We start from the raw sequence: 17,953 nt of genomic DNA, 5'->3' as shown, positions 1-17,953 counted from the left end.
CCGTCATCGCCTTACCCCTCGCCGCGCAGGGAGTTTCCTCCATGAACCGAAGCACCCCCTTCCGCCTGCCCTGGCGGGCCCTGCTCGCCGCGAGCGCGGTCCTCTCCTGCGGTCCCGCCCAGGAGCCCTCCACGCCCGTCGAGACGCCCAGCGCCGAGGGCCAGACGCAGGCCGCGCTGGCCTGGACGCTCGGCGCCCAGTACGACACGGCCCAGAGCAACATCACCTTCAACGTCTACTCCTCGCGCGCCACGCGGATCGAGCTCTCCCTCTACGCCACGGCCCAGGGCTCGCAGGAGAAGGCCACATACGTGCTCACCAAGAACACCTCCACGAACGTGTGGACGGTGTCCGTCTCCGTCTCCGCGCTGCGCTCCGCGGGCATCACCGGCACCGTCTACTACGGCTACCGGGCCTGGGGTCCCAACTGGACGTACAACCCGAGCTGGAAGAAGGGCAGCGCGCTCGGCTTCACCGAGGACGTGGACAAGAACGGCAACCGCTTCAACCCGAACAAGCTCCTGGTGGACCCGTACGCGCTGGAGCTCAGCCATGACGCCACCAACCCGGCGAACACGAATGGCACCCTCTTCGCCTCGGGCCCCAGCTATCGCAACCTGGACAGCGGCGCCCAGGCGCCTAAGGGCGTGGTGCTGCCGCCGGGCAGCCGGGACTACGGCACCAAGCCCACGCGCGCGCTCAAGGACGACATCATCTACGAGGTGCACGTGCGCGGCCTCACCCAGGGCGACACGAGCATCACGGCCGCCTACCGGGGCACCTACAAGGGCGCGGGCCTGAAGGCCGCGTCGCTCGCGGCGCTGGGCGTCACGGCGGTGGAGTTCCTGCCCGTGCAGGAGACGGACAACGACGACAACGACGTCAACGCCACCACCACCCAGGACGACAACTACTGGGGGTACATGACCCTCAACTACTTCGCGCCGGACCGGCGCTACTCCTCGGACAAGAGCCCGGGCGGCCCCACGCGCGAGTTCAAGGAGATGGTGAAGGCCTTCCACGCCCAGGGCATCAAGGTCTTCATCGACGTCGTCTACAACCACACGGGCGAGGGCGGCGCCTGGAGCTCCACGGACAAGACCACCTACAACCTCCTCTCCTACCGAGGGCTGGACAACCCGACGTACTACAGCCTCACCGGGGACATGCAGAGCAGCTGGGACAACACGGGCGTGGGCGGCAACTTCAACACCCGCAACGCCGTGGCGCAGAACCTCATCGTCGACTCGCTCAAGTATTGGAAGGACGAGCTGGGCGTGGACGGGTTCCGCTTCGACCTGGCGTCGGTGCTCGGCAACACGTGCGAGCACAACTGCTTCAACTACGACAAGATGGCGGGTGGCACGGCGCTCAACCGCATCTGGGGCAGCCTGTCCCCGCGTCCGGCGGGGGGCGGCAGTGGCGCGGACCTTATCGCCGAGCCCTGGGCCATTGGCGGCAACAGCTACCAGGTGGGCAACTTCCCGAGCGGCTGGGCCGAGTGGAACGGTTACTACCGGGACACCTTCCGCAAGGATCAGAACCAGCTCGGCTCGGCCACGGTGACGCCGGGAGACCTGGCCAAGCGCTTCGCGGGCTCCTCGGACCTGTACGAGGATGATGGCCGCAAGCCCTGGAACTCCATCAACTTCCTGGTGGCCCACGACGGCTTCACCTTGAAGGACCTCTACAGCTGCAACAACAAGAACAACACCCAGGGATGGCCCTACGGCCCGTCGGACGGTGGCGAGGATCACAACATCTCCTGGGACCAGGGAGGCGCGGGCGCGGACCAGCGCCGCGCGGCGCGCACGGGCATGGCCTTCCTGATGCTCAGCGCCGGCGTGCCCATGTTCAACGGCGGCGACGAGTTCCTGCGCAGCCAGAACTGCAACAACAACGCCTACAACCTGGATTCGAGCGCCAACTGGCTCAACTACGGGCTGACCACGGATCAGACGAACTTCAAGACGTTCACCCAGCGCCTCATCGCCTTCCGCAAGGCGCACCCGGCGCTGCGCCCGGCCAACTTCTTCAGCGGCTCGGACACCAACGGCAACATCATGGAACAGATGCGCTGGTTCCGTCCGGATGGGGCCGTGGCGGACACGGCGTACATGGGCGATGGCAACAACCACGCGCTCGCCTTCCGCATCGATGGCACGGAGTTCGGTGATCCGGCGTCGGCCATCTACGTGGCCTACAACGGGTGGAGTGGCGCGGTGGACTTCAAGCTGCCGTGGGCTTTCAATGGCAAGCAGTGGTACCGGGTGACGGACACCTGCAACTGGGCCGAGGGCGCCAACCAGGTGGCGGCGCCTGGCTCCGAGCCGGCCGTGGGCGGCGAGGGCGCCACCTATGGTGTGTGCGGCCGGGGCCTCGTCGTGTTGATCGCGAAGTAGTCCGGGAACAACCCCAGACACAGGTCAGCGGGGCGCGGCGCCAGTCAGGGCCGCGCCCCGTGGCGTTTCACGGATCGGTTGTAAGACGTGCAAGAGAAGAACCGCCGTTGGCTATTGCGTCGGGTGTACGAGTAGAGGAAAGGGGAAGAGGCATGTCCCTTCCCTCATCGACTCCGCGAGGAAATGTGCGGTGGCATCCCTGGGTCCGGGTGCTCGCCTTGGCGCTGCTCGCGTCACAGGTGGGCTGCGCGTCTCACGCCCTCCACGCACCTCCACGGGAGCCACCCCCCGCGCCCTCGACGCACCCCGCGCCCCAGTCCCTGTCCACCCGCTTCGGAGCGGTGCGGCTCGGCGCCTCCGAGTTCGACGCGGCCCTGGCCTCCCTGTGGCTCCATACGCCTCTCCAGGTGCGTTCCGCCCCCCCGCCCCTTCGGCCTCGACTGCTCCGGGTCTCCCACGCCACCTCACACGGTGGGGAAGGCGCGGAGTTGCTCCGTGCCTACGGCCGCTTCTGCGCACGGCGCGGCTCCTCGGGTGACTGTCTGCGGCTCCTGGAGGACGGGCCCTCCTTGGATGGTGGCGACAGGCGCGACCTCGCCCTGGCTCTCGCGGTGAACACCGCCCTCGAGTCCCTGGACTCCGAGGTTCGCGCCCTCTTCTCCACCTCCCAACTGTGGACCTCTCTGAGCCTCACCCTCTCCGGCTATCTCCTCCTCCTCGCGGCACCCGAGCCCTTCTCCAAGGGCGTCGCCACCACCCTCACCGTCCTGCTCTGGGCCTACCTCGGCTGGGAATTCCTCGACCTCCTCCACGCCTGGTTCCAACTCTCGGAGGAAGCCCACTCCGCCACCACCTTCGCGCAGCTTCGCACCGCGGGTGAGCGCTTCGGCGCCGTCATCGGCCCCAACAGCGTGCGCATCCTCGTCATGCTGGGCACCGCCGCCATCGGCGGCAGTGGTCCCCTCCTGGCCCGAGCGCCCTCCCTCCCGGGTTTCGCTCGGGCGACGAACTCGGCCAGGTCCCAGGGTGTCCGCTTGTTGGAGGCTGCTCGGGACGCGGACCGGGTACGCGTCGCCGTGGCCGAGGGCACCCTCCACGTCGTCCTCCCCTCCAATGCCTTGAGCATGGCGGCACGAGGCGGACCTCAGGTGCACCACATCGCCACCGTGGAGAACAACACCTCCACCGCCCGGGGTGGCCCCTGGACTCCCCGGTTCAAGCGATTCTTCGACAAGGCCGGCATGTCCATGGAAGACCCCGCCAACAAGCTGCTGCTCGATGGACACAAGGGTCCACATCCCGAGGCCTATCACCGAGAAGTCCACTGGCGACTCGAAAAAGCCACATTGAATTGTGCTGCTCCACAGCAATGTCGAAGTGCACTGGTCAAAGAACTTCGGGAGATGGCGAATGAACTTTCCGATCTTGAATCCGTGCTCTGGAATCTCCTTACTCAAAATCCCGCGCGTTAAGTCATGACTCCATCGCCTCGCTTCTTCTACTTGAGTGACGACGTCTACGTTCCCGATCGCTGGGACCTGGGCACTCCCACGGATGATCAGGGCCGCGAACTGGATGATTACCTTTTCAAGAAGGGAGAGCCCGTCTCCGTCGAAGGCCGACTACGAGTCCCCATCCGGGCCTATGACGGCAAGGTGCTGGACTTCACCGAAGCGGGTATCAGTGTCCCAGTTGTCTCGGCAAAGACCGCTTCTGTCTTCTCTGAGCTGGCGCCCCATGACATTCAACTCATTCCCGTGGACGTCGAGGCGCATCCCGAGCCTTTCTTCATCCTCGTCTGCACGCGCGTGGTGAAGTGCATCGACGACGCGAGGTGCGCTTCCGTCCAGTACTGGAAACCCGAGGACGAACGCCCGGAGCTGACAGGCACCTACCGAGCCGTGTACGGCATGCGGATCGACCCCTCGAAGGTCGGGGACGCCCAGGTCTTTCGCCCCTGGGGCTGGGTAGGGCTGATGGTCTCCGAGAACATCAAGCAGGCCCTGGAGCGCGTGGGTGCCACGGGCCTCCACTTCGAGCATGTCACCGGCCCGAGCGAACTCACTCCCGAGCAAAAGGAACGGCAGCTCAAGTCCCGCGCCCGGCGCGAGCGCATCGACTCCGCCCGCGATGCCTTCTGGCGCACCCTCGGCACGCTGGACTCCTCCATCATCCCCATCGCCGCCTATGGCTCCTGGCCCGCTCACCGCCAGGTCTGGCGCATCATCGGCCGTCCCCATGGCCACACCTTGCTCGTCACCGACGGCCTCTCCGATTACTTCGTCGACCAGCAGGAGGACTCCGTGGGCTTCGGCCTGGAACTCGCCCTGGAGACGGACGCCCGATTCAAGCACCTCTACAAGAGCTGGCCCACCCAACTCCTGCAACGTGTGAGCACCGAGGTCTCCGAACACGCGCACGTTCGCCAGGGTGTCCTCGCCGGCCTCTTCTCCATGGAAGTCTCCGGCGAGGGCATGCCCAAGGCCCTCCTCTCCCCAGAGGGCCGGGTCGCCGTCCTGCTCGGCGTGCCCACCCCCTCCCTTCCCTCTCACTTCGCCATGCCCGATGGACAGGTGAAGCTCATCACCGTCAAGGCGCTATTGCCCTCGGAGCTCGCTTACCTCCTGGAGCACGGCGCCGACGGGCTCGCCGAGCTCTCACGGCGCTTTCAGCCCAGCACCGAGCCTCATCTCTCCCGCTCCCGCCGCGCGCCCGTGGTGGGCTCCCGATAGTCGGGGTTCCGCTTCCAGGCCGTGACAGCTGTCTGGTGGACGAGCGCCAGGCGGGCTGGTGCCGTTGTCTGCCAGACAGAGCCTTCGCACGCTCGGAGTCCCGCCCCTGTCTCTGGACTCCAGGCCATACATTGCACACGGATTGCTCGCCGGAGCGTGAATCCCCGGCGGAGGTGCCATGATGACCGAGCACAGGCAGGGAAGGAGACGCTCCCCCACCCCTCGGGAGGACATCGAGAAACGGGTTCGGAAGGAGCTGGAGGACTGGGAATCCGCGGGGACCGACTGCGAGGATGGATTCACGACCTCGCACCGGAGCGTGTTACCCGCCCCCTCGGCGCCCCCCCTCTGGAGCCTCCCGATCCCGGCCTCGAAGAAGGACGGGCACTAGCTCCAGCCCGGCTTGGGGCTCACGGGCAACCGGAGCTCACCGACAGCGCGTCGTACGCCATCCAGCCATTGCGCTTGGTGCCCGTCGCCGCGATGACGTACCCGTAGATGAACTTCATCGTGCCCGACTGCTTGCGGTAGCGGCCCTCGCTGTCCTGCACCCACAACGGGATGTCGATCGATGGCGCGCCCCCGTCGGTGGGCACGTCCAGGCGCTGGAACTTCGTGCCCGCCGGGAAGTGGTCCACCGCCGGCCCGCCCAGGGCGAAGCCCGGCACGTTGAAGACGAGGTTGGCCGAGCGCTGCCCATTGGCCCGCACCAACGGCAGGTAGTCCCCCGCGCGCTCGTGCGTCGCGTCGCTGTCGTAGACCACCTTCTTCAACTCCAGCGTCGTGTCGTGCGAGTTGCGCACGGCATAGCAGCCCAGCTTCGCCAGCCCCGAGCCCAGGGCCGACACGTGCCCCACCTTGTTCTCGAAGGACGTCCGGCCCAGGATGCTCGAGACCGGCAGCCACCCCGCGCTCGAGTTCGACGTCGAGACCGCGAAGGCATGAGTCTCGCCCGCGAACACCCGCGTCTGGCCGTGATTGAAGGCCGCGCTCGTGCGGGTGTTGGTCCCCACCACGGTGCCATTGCCATCGCGAATGGGCACGCCCGTCACGAGGCCCCAATTGTCATCGGCGGGATCATTCGTCTCGACGCGGTTGCCGCCCTCGACCCGCAGCTTGCAGTTGTACGGGCTCGCCAGACAGTACCCTCCGTTCACGCCCGCGTAGGCCGCCTGCTTCGTCGTGGCCAGTCCCTCCACCTCTGGGCTCGCCTCGCCACCACACGCCGAGGACAACAACGCAATCGAGGAAATCGCAAGAAAGTGGTTTTTCATGGAGCCCATGGAAATCGAAGTCCACCCGTGGTGTCAAACGGTCCCGGGCAACGCACCTCGTCATCACGCGGAGCGTGGATTCCTCGAGCGTTCCGCCACACCGTGGAAGGCATTCGCTCATCCCCGGACAATGTGACGCATGCGAATCTCTTCTCGGCGTGCCCGGGCGCCAGGCGTGACGACCACGGCCGGGCTGGTGAAGGCTCTCGCGGAAGCACGGGCGCTGGTGGCCCTGTCGAAGAACGCGAAAGGACTCGTCCTGGGCGGCCGAGGGCGGCTCCACGGTCTGGAAGTGCGCGCCCAGGTATGCCGGCTCGTGGCGCAGGCCATCGCGGATGGCGCGCGACAGTCCTCCGCCTGCCGGTTGCTGGGAATCTCGGACCGGACCGTGCAGCGTTGGCGCAGACCCGAACAGGTCCAGGACGGACGGCTCAAGACGAACCGCCGCCCCGCCAACCAACTCAGTGACCAGGAGCGCGGGCTCGTCTTGAACCTGCTCCGCTCGCCTGTCTTCTCGGGACTCTCCCCCAGGCAGATCGTTCCACGACTCGCGGATCAGGGCATCTACGTGGCGTCGGAATCCACCATGTACCGGCTCCTCCGGCCGCCCCCCCACACACCGCACGCCGAGGACATCCGCGCCAGGCCACGGCCAGGACACGAGCGGCGCGTCTCGGCGCCCAACCAGGTCTGGAGTTGGGACATCACCTGCCTGAAGGGCCCGAGCCGAGGCTCCTCCCTCTATCTCTACATGATGATGGATGTGTTCAGCCGGCGCATCATGGGATGGAGGATCCATCGGGAGGAGCGCGCGGAGCACGCCGCCCGCTTCGTCCGCTCGGTCTGCGAGGAAAATGGCATCCAACCCGCTGGGCTCGTGTTGCACTCCGACAATGGGCGGCCGATGAAAGGGAACACGATGCTGTGCACCCTCCGGCAACTGGGCATCGTCCCCTCGTTCAGCCGTCCCCAGGTCAGCAATGACAATCCCCATGCCGAGGCGCTGTTCAGCCTCCTGAAGCGGCACAAGGACTATTCGCCCACGGCCTTCTCCTCACAGGAGCTCGCGTGTGCCTGGATGGTCCGGTTCAGCGAGTGGTACAACCGCCAGCATCTCCACGGAAGCCTGTGTTTCGTCTCTCCCAATGACAGGTATTTCGGACGTGAGGGCCAGGTGCTCGCGAGGCGGCGAATGGTCTATGAGCGAGCCAGGCAGCGGGCGCCCATCCGGTGGTCCAGGGGATCGAGGCGTTGGCAGCCCCCGGACCCGCTCCAGCTGAGGCTCCGGCCTCCCGTCGGCGACTGACCAATAGGCGACAACTGCCTTGACACGCACCGTCTCCAAGGCGCGTCACGGAAGCACGTCCCGGGGTGGCAGCATTGTTGTCGCTTGGATTGCAGGCCGCGCGAGGACACCGCGGGGTCCTCGTGACCAGCCATGTCAGCACAAGAGGAGCCGCGACGATGCAAATACAAGAGGGATTCATCAAGGGGACCGGAGCGCTCGTTCACGGGGTCGATGTCCGACAGCTCGGTGGAGAGGAGGTGCGTGCGCTGCGGGAGGTCCTTCTCTATCGGCAGCGGTTCATCCTGTTTCGTGGACAATCGCTTTCGAACACCGAGTACATCGACTTCGCCCGGAAGTTCGGCACGCCGCAGGTCTATCTGCAGGACAACTATCACCATCCCGAGCACCCGGAGATCTTCATCTCCTCCAATGTCTCGGTGAACGGCAAGAAGCTGGGAGTCGCGCGGACGGGTTATTACTGGCACACGGACTGCTCCTTTCAGCAGACGCCCCTGTCCCTGACGATGCTCTACCCGCAGATTCTTCCGAAGGCGCGACGGGAGACGCTGTTCATCGACATGCACGCCGTCCTGGAGCGACTTCCCTCGGGACTGCGCAAGCGGCTCGAGGGCCACACGGCCCTGCACGGCGGGAATGGGCGCTACAAGGTCCGCGAGGAGGATGTCGGCAAGCCGCTGCACGAGCTCATCGAGGATGAGTCTCGCCTCGCGCCTCCCGCCCGCCATCCCGTCGTCATCCCGCATGTCGTGACGGGCGAGAAGTTCCTCTACCTCAACGAGGGATTCACCCTGAGCATCGACGGCTACGCGTCGGACGAGAGCAAGGCGCTGCTCTCGGACACCCTCGCCTTCATCGCCAGGCCAGAGCACATCATCACCCATGAATGGCAAGAGGGAGACATCCTCGTCTGGGACAACCGCACGATGCTCCACCGCTCCGGCGCGAGCCCGCTGCACGAGCCGCAAATGATCTACCGGATTGGCATCTACGACGGCCACCCCTTCTACACCCTCGAGAACTAAGCCCTCATGAATACCCTGCCTGAACACAGCGCCGTCTCACGCGAGCTGATGGACCTCGTCCTCGCTCCGTATCTGCCCCCATGCCGTTACATGAAGCAAGCCTTCGCGAGGGTTCCGGACACCGCGTCGGCCAACTCGTCGTTGGTGCTTCATGCGGACTTCGTGATTCCGTCCTCGTGCTACATCAACTCGACGGGCCACTTCAACGCGGTCGAATCCAATATCTGCGTCAACCAGCTCGCCTATCTGCTGTTCGCCTGGTCGCTGCGGGGAGCGAAGGATCATCCTTTCTCCGCCGAGGTCGGTCCATTCGACATGGAGACCTTCCGCGAGAAACAGCTTCCCAACATGTGGATCCTCTCCCTGCAAACGTCCTTTCGCAGGGCCATCAACCCTCACGGCTTCCAGGGGACGATCGAGTGGACCCATGCGACCCGCACGCGCACGAAGCTGCTCTTGCTGGAGATGTCCTTCCGGTTCTCCGACGGCGAGCGAGGGCAGGCCGAGGGCCAGGTGAAGTTCGGCATCAACTGAATGGGAGCTCGAGTCATGAACAACACCGTCAAGACAGACATTCTGTATCCCGAGAGTGAGTTCCTGCTGGTCGTCGAGGCGAAGCAGCAGGGCATGCCCGCCGCGGCATGGGCCGAGGAAAACCGTGCGTTCCTGAAGGCCGCCATCCTCCGCCACCGCGGCGTCATCCTGCGCGGCTTCGACTGCGACCGGAATGGCTTCTCGGCCACGGCGAAGGCGCTCGAACCGGAGGCCATCGACTACCGGGGCGGCATCGGACCGCGCACCCTCGTCGCGCCGGAGGTCTACAACTCGACGGAGCTGCCGCCCAAGCACAGCCTCGCCCAGCACCACGAGATGGCCTACAACGCCTACTGGCCCATGCAGATCCTGTTCTTCTGCGAGGAGCCTCCCGAGGAGGGAGGCGCGACGACCCTCTGCGACGCGCGCCGTCTCTACGAGAGCCTGCCCACCTCCCTCCGGGACAAGTTCCTCCACCACGGGCTCAAGTACGTGCGCAACTACACGAAGGACACGCCCTACCGCTCCATCCAGGAGACCTTCGGAACCACGGATCCCCAGTGGATCACCGAGTTCTGCAAGAAGAACGGCGTCCAGGCCGAGTGGCACGGCGAGAACCGGCTGACGCTCACGCAGCGGGCCCCCGCGGTGCGCGCGCACCCCGAGACAGGCACTCCCGCCTTCTTCAACACCCTGGTGCTGTGGCACTACACCTACTGGTCGAAGCTCCTGGGGTCGTTCACCGGGACGATGTCGAGCGCCGCGCAGGGCGAGGTCTGGCAGAACGCCTTCTACGGCGACGGCACCCCCATCGAGGACTCGGTGGTCGCCGACATCCTCGCGCTGTACGAGGAGCAGGAGGTGTCCATCGAGTGGAAGAAGAACGACGTCCTCTACTTCGACAACATGCTCGCCTCGCATGGCCGTCTGCCGTTCGCCGGCCGGCGGAAGATCCTGGCGTCATTCCGCTCGCCCCGTTACGCCGCGCAAAGCGCGTAGTCAGGATTCCTCCACATGGAAGCCGTCAGGAATATCTGTCGCGACCTGGTCGAGGGGCTGGAGGGAGGACTCGCCTGCGCCGTCATCGACCTGCGGACCACCCAGCTCATCGGCGTCTACAACAAGGTCACGGGAAAGAGCACGCTGCACGAAGCAGTGGTCGCCGGGTTCGCGGAGATGTTCCGCGGTCCCAGCGTCACCCGGGTGGAGCAACTGGTGCGCATGCAGCGGGGCATCCCGGAGAACGGTGATTACGCCTTCCAGGAGATTCAAATCGTCTCCCGGAACAACCTGCACTTCGCGAGCGTGCTCTCGCAGGGGCGTGCCGCGCTCATGTTGATCACCTCGCGCTCGACCCGGCTCGAGGAAGGCTGGAGAGGCGTGCGCGAGCACATCCCTCGCATCGAGGCCGTCCTCTCCACGGCCCACTGAGGCCCCCTGGAGGAAGGAGGGAGACGCATGTCCTTCCTCCGTTCATTTTCGCGACCACCCACGGTGGGTGGAGATAAACCGCCCCCAGCGGTCCTTCCGAGGAAAAGCGCTTTCTGGTTGAAGGGATTGGGTGAGTACGACGTCGACGAAGAAGCCCGAGGGGGGCATGGCCCCAGCAGGGAAGCATCACCTGCGCCGCTCGCAGTGCCACCAAGCAGCCGCAGAACGACGGTCCCCTGGGTGCTCCTTGACGACCTCGATCCACGCCTACAGGATCGAACCATGAGCCCTCACGCAGATCTCGTGGTTCGAGACCGGGAAAACAGGAATGTCCTGATTGTCGAGGTCAAGGGCAAGGCATTGACCCGCTCCGTGCGACACCTGCCGGACTCACTCCTCTCCGCGAGCAAGAAGGTCTCCTTCGCCATGTGGGTCGATCCATTGGAAATCCGGATCTTCCGCGGTGGCTTTGGCGACCTCTCCAATCCCATCTGCATACTTCGCACCCGGGACATCCTCCAACACTACGACCCGGAGTTCGCGAGCAAGCGCATTTTCAGTCCCTACCTCACAACGTTGGTGGACGCGTGGCTGCGAGACCTCGCCTATCACTGGAATAGTCCCGTACCACCCGCCTCGGCTGAACTCGATGCGATTGGACTGCTGCAACAACTCAGTGGCGGCTCGACTGAAGCCGAGGCGCAGGTGTGATTCTCTACGTTGAAACCAACTTCTTGATGGCCGTCGCGACGGGTCGCGAGTCAAACGTTCAGGAGATTCTCAAGACCATTCCGCCGCTTGTTCTCGTTCTGCCAAGGATTTCGACCATGGAGGCATTCTCCGCTCTAGAGTACGATCGCAAGGGCAGAAAAAAGTTCGACCGCCAAGTTGACGAACAAATCAGTCAATTGCGTCGCGACAACACTTCGCTCAATGCCTCGGCCATGATCAAGAGCCTCGAACAGGCGAAGCTCCAACACGCCGACCTCATGAACGACGTCCAGGATCGATTGTTCGATCTGCTCCGGGAGTTATCCTCCCAAGCGACAGTGGTCGACACCAACCCACAGACACTCCTCGCGGCTCTCGACAACGAATTGATCGAGGGGGAACCGACAGACAACCTGATCCTGCACACCATCCTCCATCACAGTCAGCAACGTGCGGCGGAGACCAAGGCCTTCCTGAGCGAGAACACCAAGAGCTTCGAGCAACCAGAGGTCAGAGCCGCACTGGTCTCCAGTGGCATCAAGTTCTTCAGTAACTCGCGTTCCTTTTTGGAGTGGGGCAGTCGTCACCCTTCTGGCTTTTGAGCGCCCGCCTCGCGATTCGGCAAGCAGGCTCAGCCCTGTCGAAACCGGGTACGGCCTTCATCGCCAGATGTAGCAGGCGGACCCGCGTGCTCAGGGCTCCACGGTCAACGCGCAGCTCGCCTGGAGGACATTCTCCTCGGCGAGCGGCAGCGTGCGCGGCGTGAAGTCCTCCGGCTCCGGGTGGATGGGGGCCGTGCGCGCCCTCAGCGCTCCCCCCTGGCGTCCGGAGAGGAAGGCCTGGAGTTCGGCGATGATCGACAGGGCGATCTCGTCACCGCCCTCCGCTCCAATGTCCAACCCCATGGGCCCGTACACCCGCGCGAGCTGCTCGGCCGAGGGACGCACGCCCTGGGCCGCGAGCGTCGTGAGCAGCCGCTCGGTGCGGCGCCGGGGTCCGAGCACGCCGATGTAGCGCACGGGTGAGGTGAGCAGTTGCGCGAGCACCGCCTCGTCCTCGGGGTAGTTGTGCGTCATGAGCAGCGCGAGCGTGCGCGAGTCCAGGTTCAGCTCGGACAGGGCCTTGTCGGCGCGCGCGCCCACCCACGCGTCCGCGCGCGGAAAGCGCGTGCGCAGGTTTCCCGTGGGCCGGGTCCCCACCACCGTCACGTGCCAGCCCACGTTCTTGGCCAGGTCGACCACCGGGAGCACGTCGACGCCCGTGCCGAAGATGACGATGGGCACCGGGGGCGGCACCACCTCGATGGCCACCTCCACCACCCGAGCGGCCGTCTCCCGGCGCTGGTAGCCCGAGCGGCCACTCGCCAGCGCCCGCTCCAGGTCCTCGCGCAGCAGGCCGCGCAGGGCCTCGTCCTCGATCGTGGCCTCCATGCGCCCGCGCGCGTCGAGCATCACCCGCGCCCCCACCCGCTCACGGCCCTCGGCGGCGACCACCACGGTGGCCAGGGCCGCGGCGATGCGCTCGCCCTGAGCGCGCTCCAGGAAGTCGAGGACGCTCCCCTGGAGCGCCGTGGGGTCCAGACGCTCGAGCAGCAGCTCGACGAGCCCGTTGCAGCCCAGACCCATGGTGAAAGCGAACTCGTCATCCGAGCGCGAGTCGTACTGAATGACGACGGACTCGCCCTGGGAGGTGCGCCAGAGCGCCTTGCGCAACACGTCCGACTCCAGGCAGCCGCCGCTGATACCGCCCGCGAGCTGGCGCTCACCCGTCATCAGCATGCGCGCGCCCGGCCGCCGGTACGTCGAACCCTCCACACGCACGATCGTCGCGAGGATGAGCGGCTCCGGGCTGCTCCTGGCGGCCCGCCAGGCGGTGAGGACCTCGCTCAGCTCTCGCATGGTGCTTCACACCTCCTCGAGGATTTTATCCAACGTCAGGGGCAGCTCGCGCACGCGCCGGCCCGTGGCGTGGAACACCGCGTTCGCGATGGCCGCGCTCACGCCCGTGATGCCGATCTCCCCGATGCCCTTGACGCCAATCGGATTCACGTGAGGGTCGTTTTCCGGCACGAAGGTGATGTCGATGTCGGGAACGTCCGGGTTCACCGGGACATGATAGTCCGCCAGGTCCTGGGTGATGAAGCGCCCGCTGCGGGGATCCACCACCGAGTGCTCCATCAGCGCCATGCCGATACCCATGACGATACCGCCGTACATCTGACTCCGGGCCGTCTTGGAGTTGAGGATGTTGCCCGCGCCGAACGCCGCCACCCACCGGCTGACGCGCACCTCGCCCAGGTCGGGATCCACCCGGACCTCCGCGAACTGGGCGCCGAACGAGTGCATGGCGTACCGCTCCTTCTCCTTGCCCGGCCCGGCGTCCGCCTCGGCGTCCAGGGAGTCGAGCTTCTGGCGCTTCATCAACGCGGCGTAGCTGTCCTTCTTGCCGCCGGACACGAGCTGGCCGTTGTCCACCCTCACGTCCTCGGCCTTCAGGCCCACCAGGGGCGAGGCGGTGTCCGCGACGGCGAGGGCGATGGCCTTGTCCCGCAGGGCGAGCGCGGCGAGCTTCACGGCGGAGCCCGTGCTGGCGGCCGTCTGCGAGCCGCCGGACACGGGCGTCTGGGGCATCTGGGTATCGCCCAGGTCGAAGGACACCTGGCTCGGGGGCAAACCGAGCGCGTCCGCCGCCACCTGGGTGAAGACGGTGTAGGAACCCGTCCCCAGGTCCTGCGAGCCGGAGACGACCCGCACGCGGCCATCGGGCAGGAGCGAGGCCCGGGCGCCCGCCTTGGAGCGGTGCACCGGGTAGGTGGCGGTGGCCATGCCCCAGCCGATGAGCGCGCGGCCGTCCTTCATCGAGCGCGGGACGGGGTCGCGCCGGGCCCAGCCGAACTTCTCGGCCGCCACGCGGTAGCACTCCTTGAGGGACTTGCTGCTCCAGGGCTTTCCCGTCTCGGGATCCAGGTCCGCGTGGTTGCGCAGCCGCAGCGCGAGGGGATCCATTCCGAGCGTATAGGCGAGCTCGTCCATGGCGCACTCGAGCGCGTGGCTGCCAGAAGCCTCGCCGGGGGCGCGCATGAAGGTGGGAGTGCCCAGGTTGAGCCGCACCGCCCGGTGCGAGGTGGAGATCTGCTCGCTCGCGTAGAGGATGCGGGTGACGGCGGCGCACGGCTCGATGAACTCGTCGAAGGTGGAGGTGGCCGTCAGCACCTCATGGCGCACGTCGAGGAGCTTGCCGTCCTTCTGGGCCTGGAGCCGCACGCGCTGGTGCGTCTCCGGACGGAAGCCCACCGGGCCAAACATCTGCTCGCGCCGCAGCACCAGCTTCACCGGCCGGGAGACCGTGCGCGCCGCGATGGCCGCGAGCACCGTGTGCGCCCACGTGCTGCCCTTGCAGCCGAAGCCTCCGCCAATGAATTTGGTGATGACGCGCACGTTCTCCGGCGGCAGGCCGAACAGCGCCGCCAGCCGCTCGCGGACGTTGAAGACGCCCTGGGTGGCGTCGTACACGGTGAGCTTTTCCCCGTCCCACACGGCCGTCGTCGCGTGCGGCTCCATGGGGTTGTGGTGCTCGTAGGGCGTCGTGTACGTGGTGTCCACCTGGGCCGCCGCCTTCACCGTGGGCGCCTTGCCCTGCACCAGATCCGCCTGGCGGCCATTCATCGCCTCCGGTTTCGGGGTGTACGCCCGCGAGCGCTCGGCCAGGAGGTTCACCTTCGCCTTGCTCTCGCGGTACTGGATCTTCACCAACGCGGCGGCATGCGTGGCCCGCTCCAGCGTGTCCGCGATGACGAGCGCCACGGGCTGTCTCTGGTAATCCACCTTGCGCGTCTGCATCACGTGGACGAAGCGATCCTGCGGCTTCTGCTTCTTGCTCGGATCCCGCGCGAGCTTGGGGGGATGGTCCGGGGTGAGGATGGCGAGCACGCCCGGCGCCTTCCGCGCCTCCTGGGTGTCCACGCGGGTCACCGAGCCATGGGCGATGGTGCTGGTGATGATCACCGCGTGCACCAGGCCCTCCAGGGGATACTCGGCGGAGTACTTCGCCGCGCCCGTCACCTTGAGCCGCCCATCCACCCGGTCCAGCGGCTTGCCTACCGTGTTGTCCATGGCGTTCTCGCTCCGTCAGACGAGTCCAGCGGTGAGGGACAGGGCGCGCACGAGCGTGCGCCGCGCCAGGTCCACCTTGAAGGCATTGTGCGTGCGCGTCTTGGCGCCCTTGAGCGCGGCGGCGGCGGCGGCCTTGAAGCGCACCTCGTCCGCCTTCTGGCCGATGAGCACCGCCTCCGCCTCCGTCGAGCGCCAGGGCCGGGTGCCCACGCCGCCCAGCGCCACGCGCGCGTCCTGGATGGTGCCCTCCTCCAGTTGCAGCGCCACCGCGGCCGAGGCGAGCGCGAAGGCATAGGACGCGCGATCCCTCACCTTCACGTAGCGCGAGCGAGACGCGAAGCCCGACGCGGGCAGCGTCACGTGGGTGATGAGCTCCCCGGGCTTGAGCACGGTCTCCCGTTCGGGGTGCGTGCCGGGCTCCAGGTGGAAGGCGGCGAAGGGCACGTCGCGTTCGCCCTCGGGGCCCCGGAGTTGGATGGACGCGTCCAACGCCACGAGCGCCACGTTCATGTCCGAGGGATTCGCGGCGATGCACTGGTTGCTCGTGCCCAGCACCGCGTGCATCCGGTTGTAGCCCTCCAGGGCCGCGCACCCGGTGCCGGGCTCGCGCTTGTTGCACGCCTGGGACACGTCGCGGAAGTACGCGCAGCGCGTGCGTTGCAGGATGTTGCCACCGAGCGTGGCCATGTTGCGCAGCTGTGGCGAGGCCCCCGCGAGCAGCGCCTGGGAGAGCACCGGGTAGCGCTCGCGCACGAGCCGGTGGTTCGCCAGATCGCTGTTGCGCACAAGCGTGCCGATGCGCAGCGCCCCGCCCTCCAGTTCCTCCACCTGGTCGAGCGGCAGCCCGTTGATGTCCACCAGGAGCGCCGGGTTCCGCACGTGCAGCTTCATCAGGTCCAGGAGGTTGGTGCCTCCGGCGACGAGCGAGGTCTCCATGGGCCGGGCGGACAGCTTCTCCAGCGCGGCGGGCGCGTCCTGGACGGCGACGTAGTCGATGGCTCTCACGGGGTGGCTCTCCCTCTCACGCCTTCTGGGCGCGCGCCTCGCGCACCGCGGCCACGATGTTCGGATAGGCTCCGCAGCGGCAGAGGTTGCCGCACATGCCCTCGCGGATGTCCGCGTCGCTCGGGCCCCAGGGCTCCTTCGTGAAGCCCACCGCGCTCATGATCTGCCCCGGTGTGCAGTAGCCGCACTGGAAGCCGTCATGGGAGAGGAAGGCCGCCTGCATGGGGTGCAGCGTGTCGCCCTGGGCCAGGCCCTCGATGGTGGTGATGGACTTGCCCCGCTGCATCACCGCGAGCGTGAGGCAGGAGACCACCCGGCGCCCGTCCACGAGCACGGTGCACGCGCCACACTGGCCCATGTCGCAGCCCTTCTTCGTGCCGGACAGGCCCAGGTTCTCGCGCAATGCGTCGAGCAGGGAGACGCGCGGCTCGAGGGTCAACTCCTTCTCCTGGCCGTTCACCTGGAGCGTCAGGGACACGGGCGGCACCGGGGGGCCGTCCAGGCCTGGCGGAACTTTCGAGCTGGCCGCTTCCACGCTCGCGGGCGAGAGCAGACCACTGGCGAGCAACGCACCTCCCGCCACGGCGGTGCCGACGAACTCGCGCCGCGTCAGCCGCGTCTCGTCGTCGGGCTCATGCGGCGTGTCACAAGGTGCCCCCATGTGGGGAGGCCGATTCGGGTCGGACATGGTGCGCTCCTGCGAAGGCATCCATCGGTACGCCTCACGCCGCGAGCGCGATATGACAAGGCGCTGGGACTGTCGGATGAGCGACCCGGGATCCAGGTCGCTGTCGGACACCTCACAGCCCGGGACCCCCGGCCCGGTCAGGAGCGCGCATGAAACCGATCACGATCGTGGTACTCGCGGCGGGTGCGTCCACCCGGCTCGGACATCCCAAGCAACTCGTCGTGTGGAGGGGCGAAACGCTCGTGCACCGCGCGGCGCGAATCGCGGTGGAGTCGGACATCGGACCCGTGCGGGTGGTGACGGGCGCGCGCGGGGACGAGGTCGCCCGGGCGGTGAGTGACCTGCCCGTCACCTGTATCCACAACCCCCACGCGAGCGAGGGCCTGTCGAGTTCCATCCACCGGGGCCTGGAGGGGCTCGACACGAACGTGTTGCTGCTCACATGTGATCAACCCCTGCTCACGCCGGACCACCTGCTCGCGCTGGCGGACACGCGGCGCTTCACCCAGGCCTCCATCATCGCGTCCGCGTACGAGGGGGTCGTGGGCGTGCCCACGCTGATCGCCCACGAGTTGCTGCCGGAGCTGCGCGCGCTCCAGGGAGACCAGGGCGCACGCGCCCTCTTCGAGGGACGCGCGGTGGAGCCCGTGGTGTTCGACGGAGGCGGTCTGGACGTGGACACCGAGGAGGACATCCTCCAGCTGCGCGAGCGCGCGGGAAGCCTCTATTGAGG

General features: G+C 66.8%; 16 protein-coding genes. 11 read left to right on the top strand and 5 right to left on the bottom strand.

All coding sequences use genetic code 11. The annotated features are described in order from the left end of the window. Positions 1 to 41: 41 nt before the first annotated feature. The 3 genes from MEBOL_RS17965 (at position 42) to MEBOL_RS17955 (ending at position 5,134) form a co-directional block, all read left to right on the top strand. Positions 42 to 2,402 carry a glycogen debranching protein gene (locus tag MEBOL_RS17965; protein ID WP_095978592.1) on the top strand — a complete coding sequence of 787 codons (2,361 nt, stop codon included), beginning with the start codon at positions 42 to 44 and terminating at the stop codon, positions 2,400 to 2,402. Between the two features lie 152 nt (positions 2,403 to 2,554). After that, positions 2,555 to 3,874 carry an AHH domain-containing protein gene (locus MEBOL_RS17960; protein ID WP_095978591.1) on the top strand — a complete coding sequence of 440 codons (1,320 nt, stop codon included), beginning with the start codon at positions 2,555 to 2,557 and terminating at the stop codon, positions 3,872 to 3,874. A gap of 3 nt (positions 3,875 to 3,877) precedes the next feature. After that, entirely contained in the window at positions 3,878 to 5,134 is a 1,257-nt protein-coding gene (locus MEBOL_RS17955; RefSeq protein WP_095978590.1) for a suppressor of fused domain protein, read from the top strand. A 410-nt stretch (positions 5,135 to 5,544) separates the two neighbouring features. Here the strand turns inward: MEBOL_RS17955 and MEBOL_RS17945 are convergent, their stop codons facing one another. Beyond that, the gene (locus tag MEBOL_RS17945) at positions 5,545 to 6,417 is read right to left on the bottom strand and encodes a hypothetical protein (protein WP_179956424.1); all 873 of its coding nucleotides are present in this window, start codon (positions 6,415 to 6,417) and stop codon (positions 5,545 to 5,547) included. Positions 6,418 to 6,547: 130 nt separating this feature from the next. Here MEBOL_RS17945 and MEBOL_RS17940 point away from each other — a divergent pair, with 130 nt between their 5' ends. From MEBOL_RS17940 to MEBOL_RS17910, 7 genes are all read left to right on the top strand, one after another. Beyond that, the gene (locus tag MEBOL_RS17940; RefSeq protein ID WP_095978588.1) at positions 6,548 to 7,714 is read left to right on the top strand and encodes an IS3 family transposase; all 1,167 of its coding nucleotides are present in this window, start codon (positions 6,548 to 6,550) and stop codon (positions 7,712 to 7,714) included. Between the two features lie 158 nt (positions 7,715 to 7,872). Continuing rightward, positions 7,873 to 8,739 (top strand): TauD/TfdA dioxygenase family protein, encoded by an 867-nt coding sequence (locus tag MEBOL_RS17935; protein ID WP_095978587.1) that lies wholly within the window; start codon positions 7,873 to 7,875, stop codon positions 8,737 to 8,739. Positions 8,740 to 8,745: 6 nt separating this feature from the next. Next, entirely contained in the window at positions 8,746 to 9,273 is a 528-nt protein-coding gene (locus MEBOL_RS17930) for an FcoT family thioesterase (protein ID WP_095978586.1), read from the top strand. 15 nt (positions 9,274 to 9,288) lie between these two features. Continuing rightward, a complete protein-coding gene (locus MEBOL_RS17925) occupies positions 9,289 to 10,272 on the top strand; it encodes a TauD/TfdA family dioxygenase (protein ID WP_157775125.1) in 984 nt (327 codons plus the stop codon). 15 nt (positions 10,273 to 10,287) lie between these two features. Then, positions 10,288 to 10,704: a hypothetical protein gene (locus MEBOL_RS17920; protein WP_095978584.1), complete on the top strand. Its 417-nt coding sequence runs from the start codon at positions 10,288 to 10,290 to the stop codon at positions 10,702 to 10,704. A 282-nt stretch (positions 10,705 to 10,986) separates the two neighbouring features. Next, positions 10,987 to 11,415 carry a hypothetical protein gene (locus tag MEBOL_RS17915; RefSeq protein ID WP_095978583.1) on the top strand — a complete coding sequence of 143 codons (429 nt, stop codon included), beginning with the start codon at positions 10,987 to 10,989 and terminating at the stop codon, positions 11,413 to 11,415. Further along, positions 11,412 to 12,017 carry a PIN domain-containing protein gene (locus tag MEBOL_RS17910; RefSeq protein WP_095978582.1) on the top strand — a complete coding sequence of 202 codons (606 nt, stop codon included), beginning with the start codon at positions 11,412 to 11,414 and terminating at the stop codon, positions 12,015 to 12,017. The genes MEBOL_RS17915 and MEBOL_RS17910 overlap by 4 nt, the downstream gene beginning before the upstream one ends. A 90-nt stretch (positions 12,018 to 12,107) precedes the next feature. On the opposite strand, the gene MEBOL_RS17905 is transcribed toward MEBOL_RS17910, so the two are convergent. The 4 genes from MEBOL_RS17905 to MEBOL_RS17890 are packed head-to-tail and all read right to left on the bottom strand — an operon-like array spanning position 12,108 to position 17,220. Further along, entirely contained in the window at positions 12,108 to 13,313 is a 1,206-nt protein-coding gene (locus MEBOL_RS17905; RefSeq protein ID WP_095978581.1) for an XdhC family protein, read from the bottom strand. A 6-nt stretch (positions 13,314 to 13,319) separates the two neighbouring features. Further along, complete coding sequence (locus tag MEBOL_RS17900; RefSeq protein WP_095978580.1) at positions 13,320 to 15,527, bottom strand: xanthine dehydrogenase family protein molybdopterin-binding subunit; 2,208 nt, start codon at positions 15,525 to 15,527, stop codon at positions 13,320 to 13,322. 15 nt (positions 15,528 to 15,542) lie between these two features. Then, positions 15,543 to 16,532 (bottom strand): FAD binding domain-containing protein, encoded by a 990-nt coding sequence (locus tag MEBOL_RS17895; protein WP_095978579.1) that lies wholly within the window; start codon positions 16,530 to 16,532, stop codon positions 15,543 to 15,545. Between the two features lie 16 nt (positions 16,533 to 16,548). Beyond that, positions 16,549 to 17,220, bottom strand: coding sequence for a (2Fe-2S)-binding protein (locus tag MEBOL_RS17890; RefSeq protein WP_095982846.1), 672 nt, complete (start codon positions 17,218 to 17,220; stop codon positions 16,549 to 16,551). 149 nt (positions 17,221 to 17,369) lie between these two features. Between MEBOL_RS17890 and MEBOL_RS17885 the strand changes: the two genes are divergently transcribed. Next, the gene (locus MEBOL_RS17885) at positions 17,370 to 17,951 is read left to right on the top strand and encodes a nucleotidyltransferase family protein (RefSeq protein WP_095978578.1); all 582 of its coding nucleotides are present in this window, start codon (positions 17,370 to 17,372) and stop codon (positions 17,949 to 17,951) included. Positions 17,952 to 17,953: the final 2 nt, after the last annotated feature.

The organism is Melittangium boletus DSM 14713, from assembly GCF_002305855.1.
GTDB classification, from domain to species: domain Bacteria; phylum Myxococcota; class Myxococcia; order Myxococcales; family Myxococcaceae; genus Cystobacter; species Cystobacter boletus.
Note: the sequence above shows the minus strand (reverse complement) of the source record. Positions and strands in the feature narration are given on the sequence as shown.

Coding starts and splice junctions, on each gene's coding strand:
- MEBOL_RS17915 (WP_095978583.1), top strand. CDS start 10,987: ATGAGCCCTCACGCAGATCTCGTGGTTCGAGACCGGGAAAACAGGAAT.
- MEBOL_RS17940 (WP_095978588.1), top strand. CDS start 6,548: ATGCGAATCTCTTCTCGGCGTGCCCGGGCGCCAGGCGTGACGACCACG.
- MEBOL_RS17900 (WP_095978580.1), bottom strand. CDS start 15,527: ATGGACAACACGGTAGGCAAGCCGCTGGACCGGGTGGATGGGCGGCTC.
- MEBOL_RS17925 (WP_157775125.1), top strand. CDS start 9,289: ATGAACAACACCGTCAAGACAGACATTCTGTATCCCGAGAGTGAGTTC.
- MEBOL_RS17890 (WP_095982846.1), bottom strand. CDS start 17,220: ATGTCCGACCCGAATCGGCCTCCCCACATGGGGGCACCTTGTGACACG.
- MEBOL_RS17945 (WP_179956424.1), bottom strand. CDS start 6,417: ATGGGCTCCATGAAAAACCACTTTCTTGCGATTTCCTCGATTGCGTTG.
- MEBOL_RS17905 (WP_095978581.1), bottom strand. CDS start 13,313: ATGCGAGAGCTGAGCGAGGTCCTCACCGCCTGGCGGGCCGCCAGGAGC.
- MEBOL_RS17935 (WP_095978587.1), top strand. CDS start 7,873: ATGCAAATACAAGAGGGATTCATCAAGGGGACCGGAGCGCTCGTTCAC.
- MEBOL_RS17885 (WP_095978578.1), top strand. CDS start 17,370: ATGAAACCGATCACGATCGTGGTACTCGCGGCGGGTGCGTCCACCCGG.
- MEBOL_RS17930 (WP_095978586.1), top strand. CDS start 8,746: ATGAATACCCTGCCTGAACACAGCGCCGTCTCACGCGAGCTGATGGAC.
- MEBOL_RS17920 (WP_095978584.1), top strand. CDS start 10,288: ATGGAAGCCGTCAGGAATATCTGTCGCGACCTGGTCGAGGGGCTGGAG.
- MEBOL_RS17955 (WP_095978590.1), top strand. CDS start 3,878: ATGACTCCATCGCCTCGCTTCTTCTACTTGAGTGACGACGTCTACGTT.
- MEBOL_RS17965 (WP_095978592.1), top strand. CDS start 42: ATGAACCGAAGCACCCCCTTCCGCCTGCCCTGGCGGGCCCTGCTCGCC.
- MEBOL_RS17960 (WP_095978591.1), top strand. CDS start 2,555: ATGTCCCTTCCCTCATCGACTCCGCGAGGAAATGTGCGGTGGCATCCC.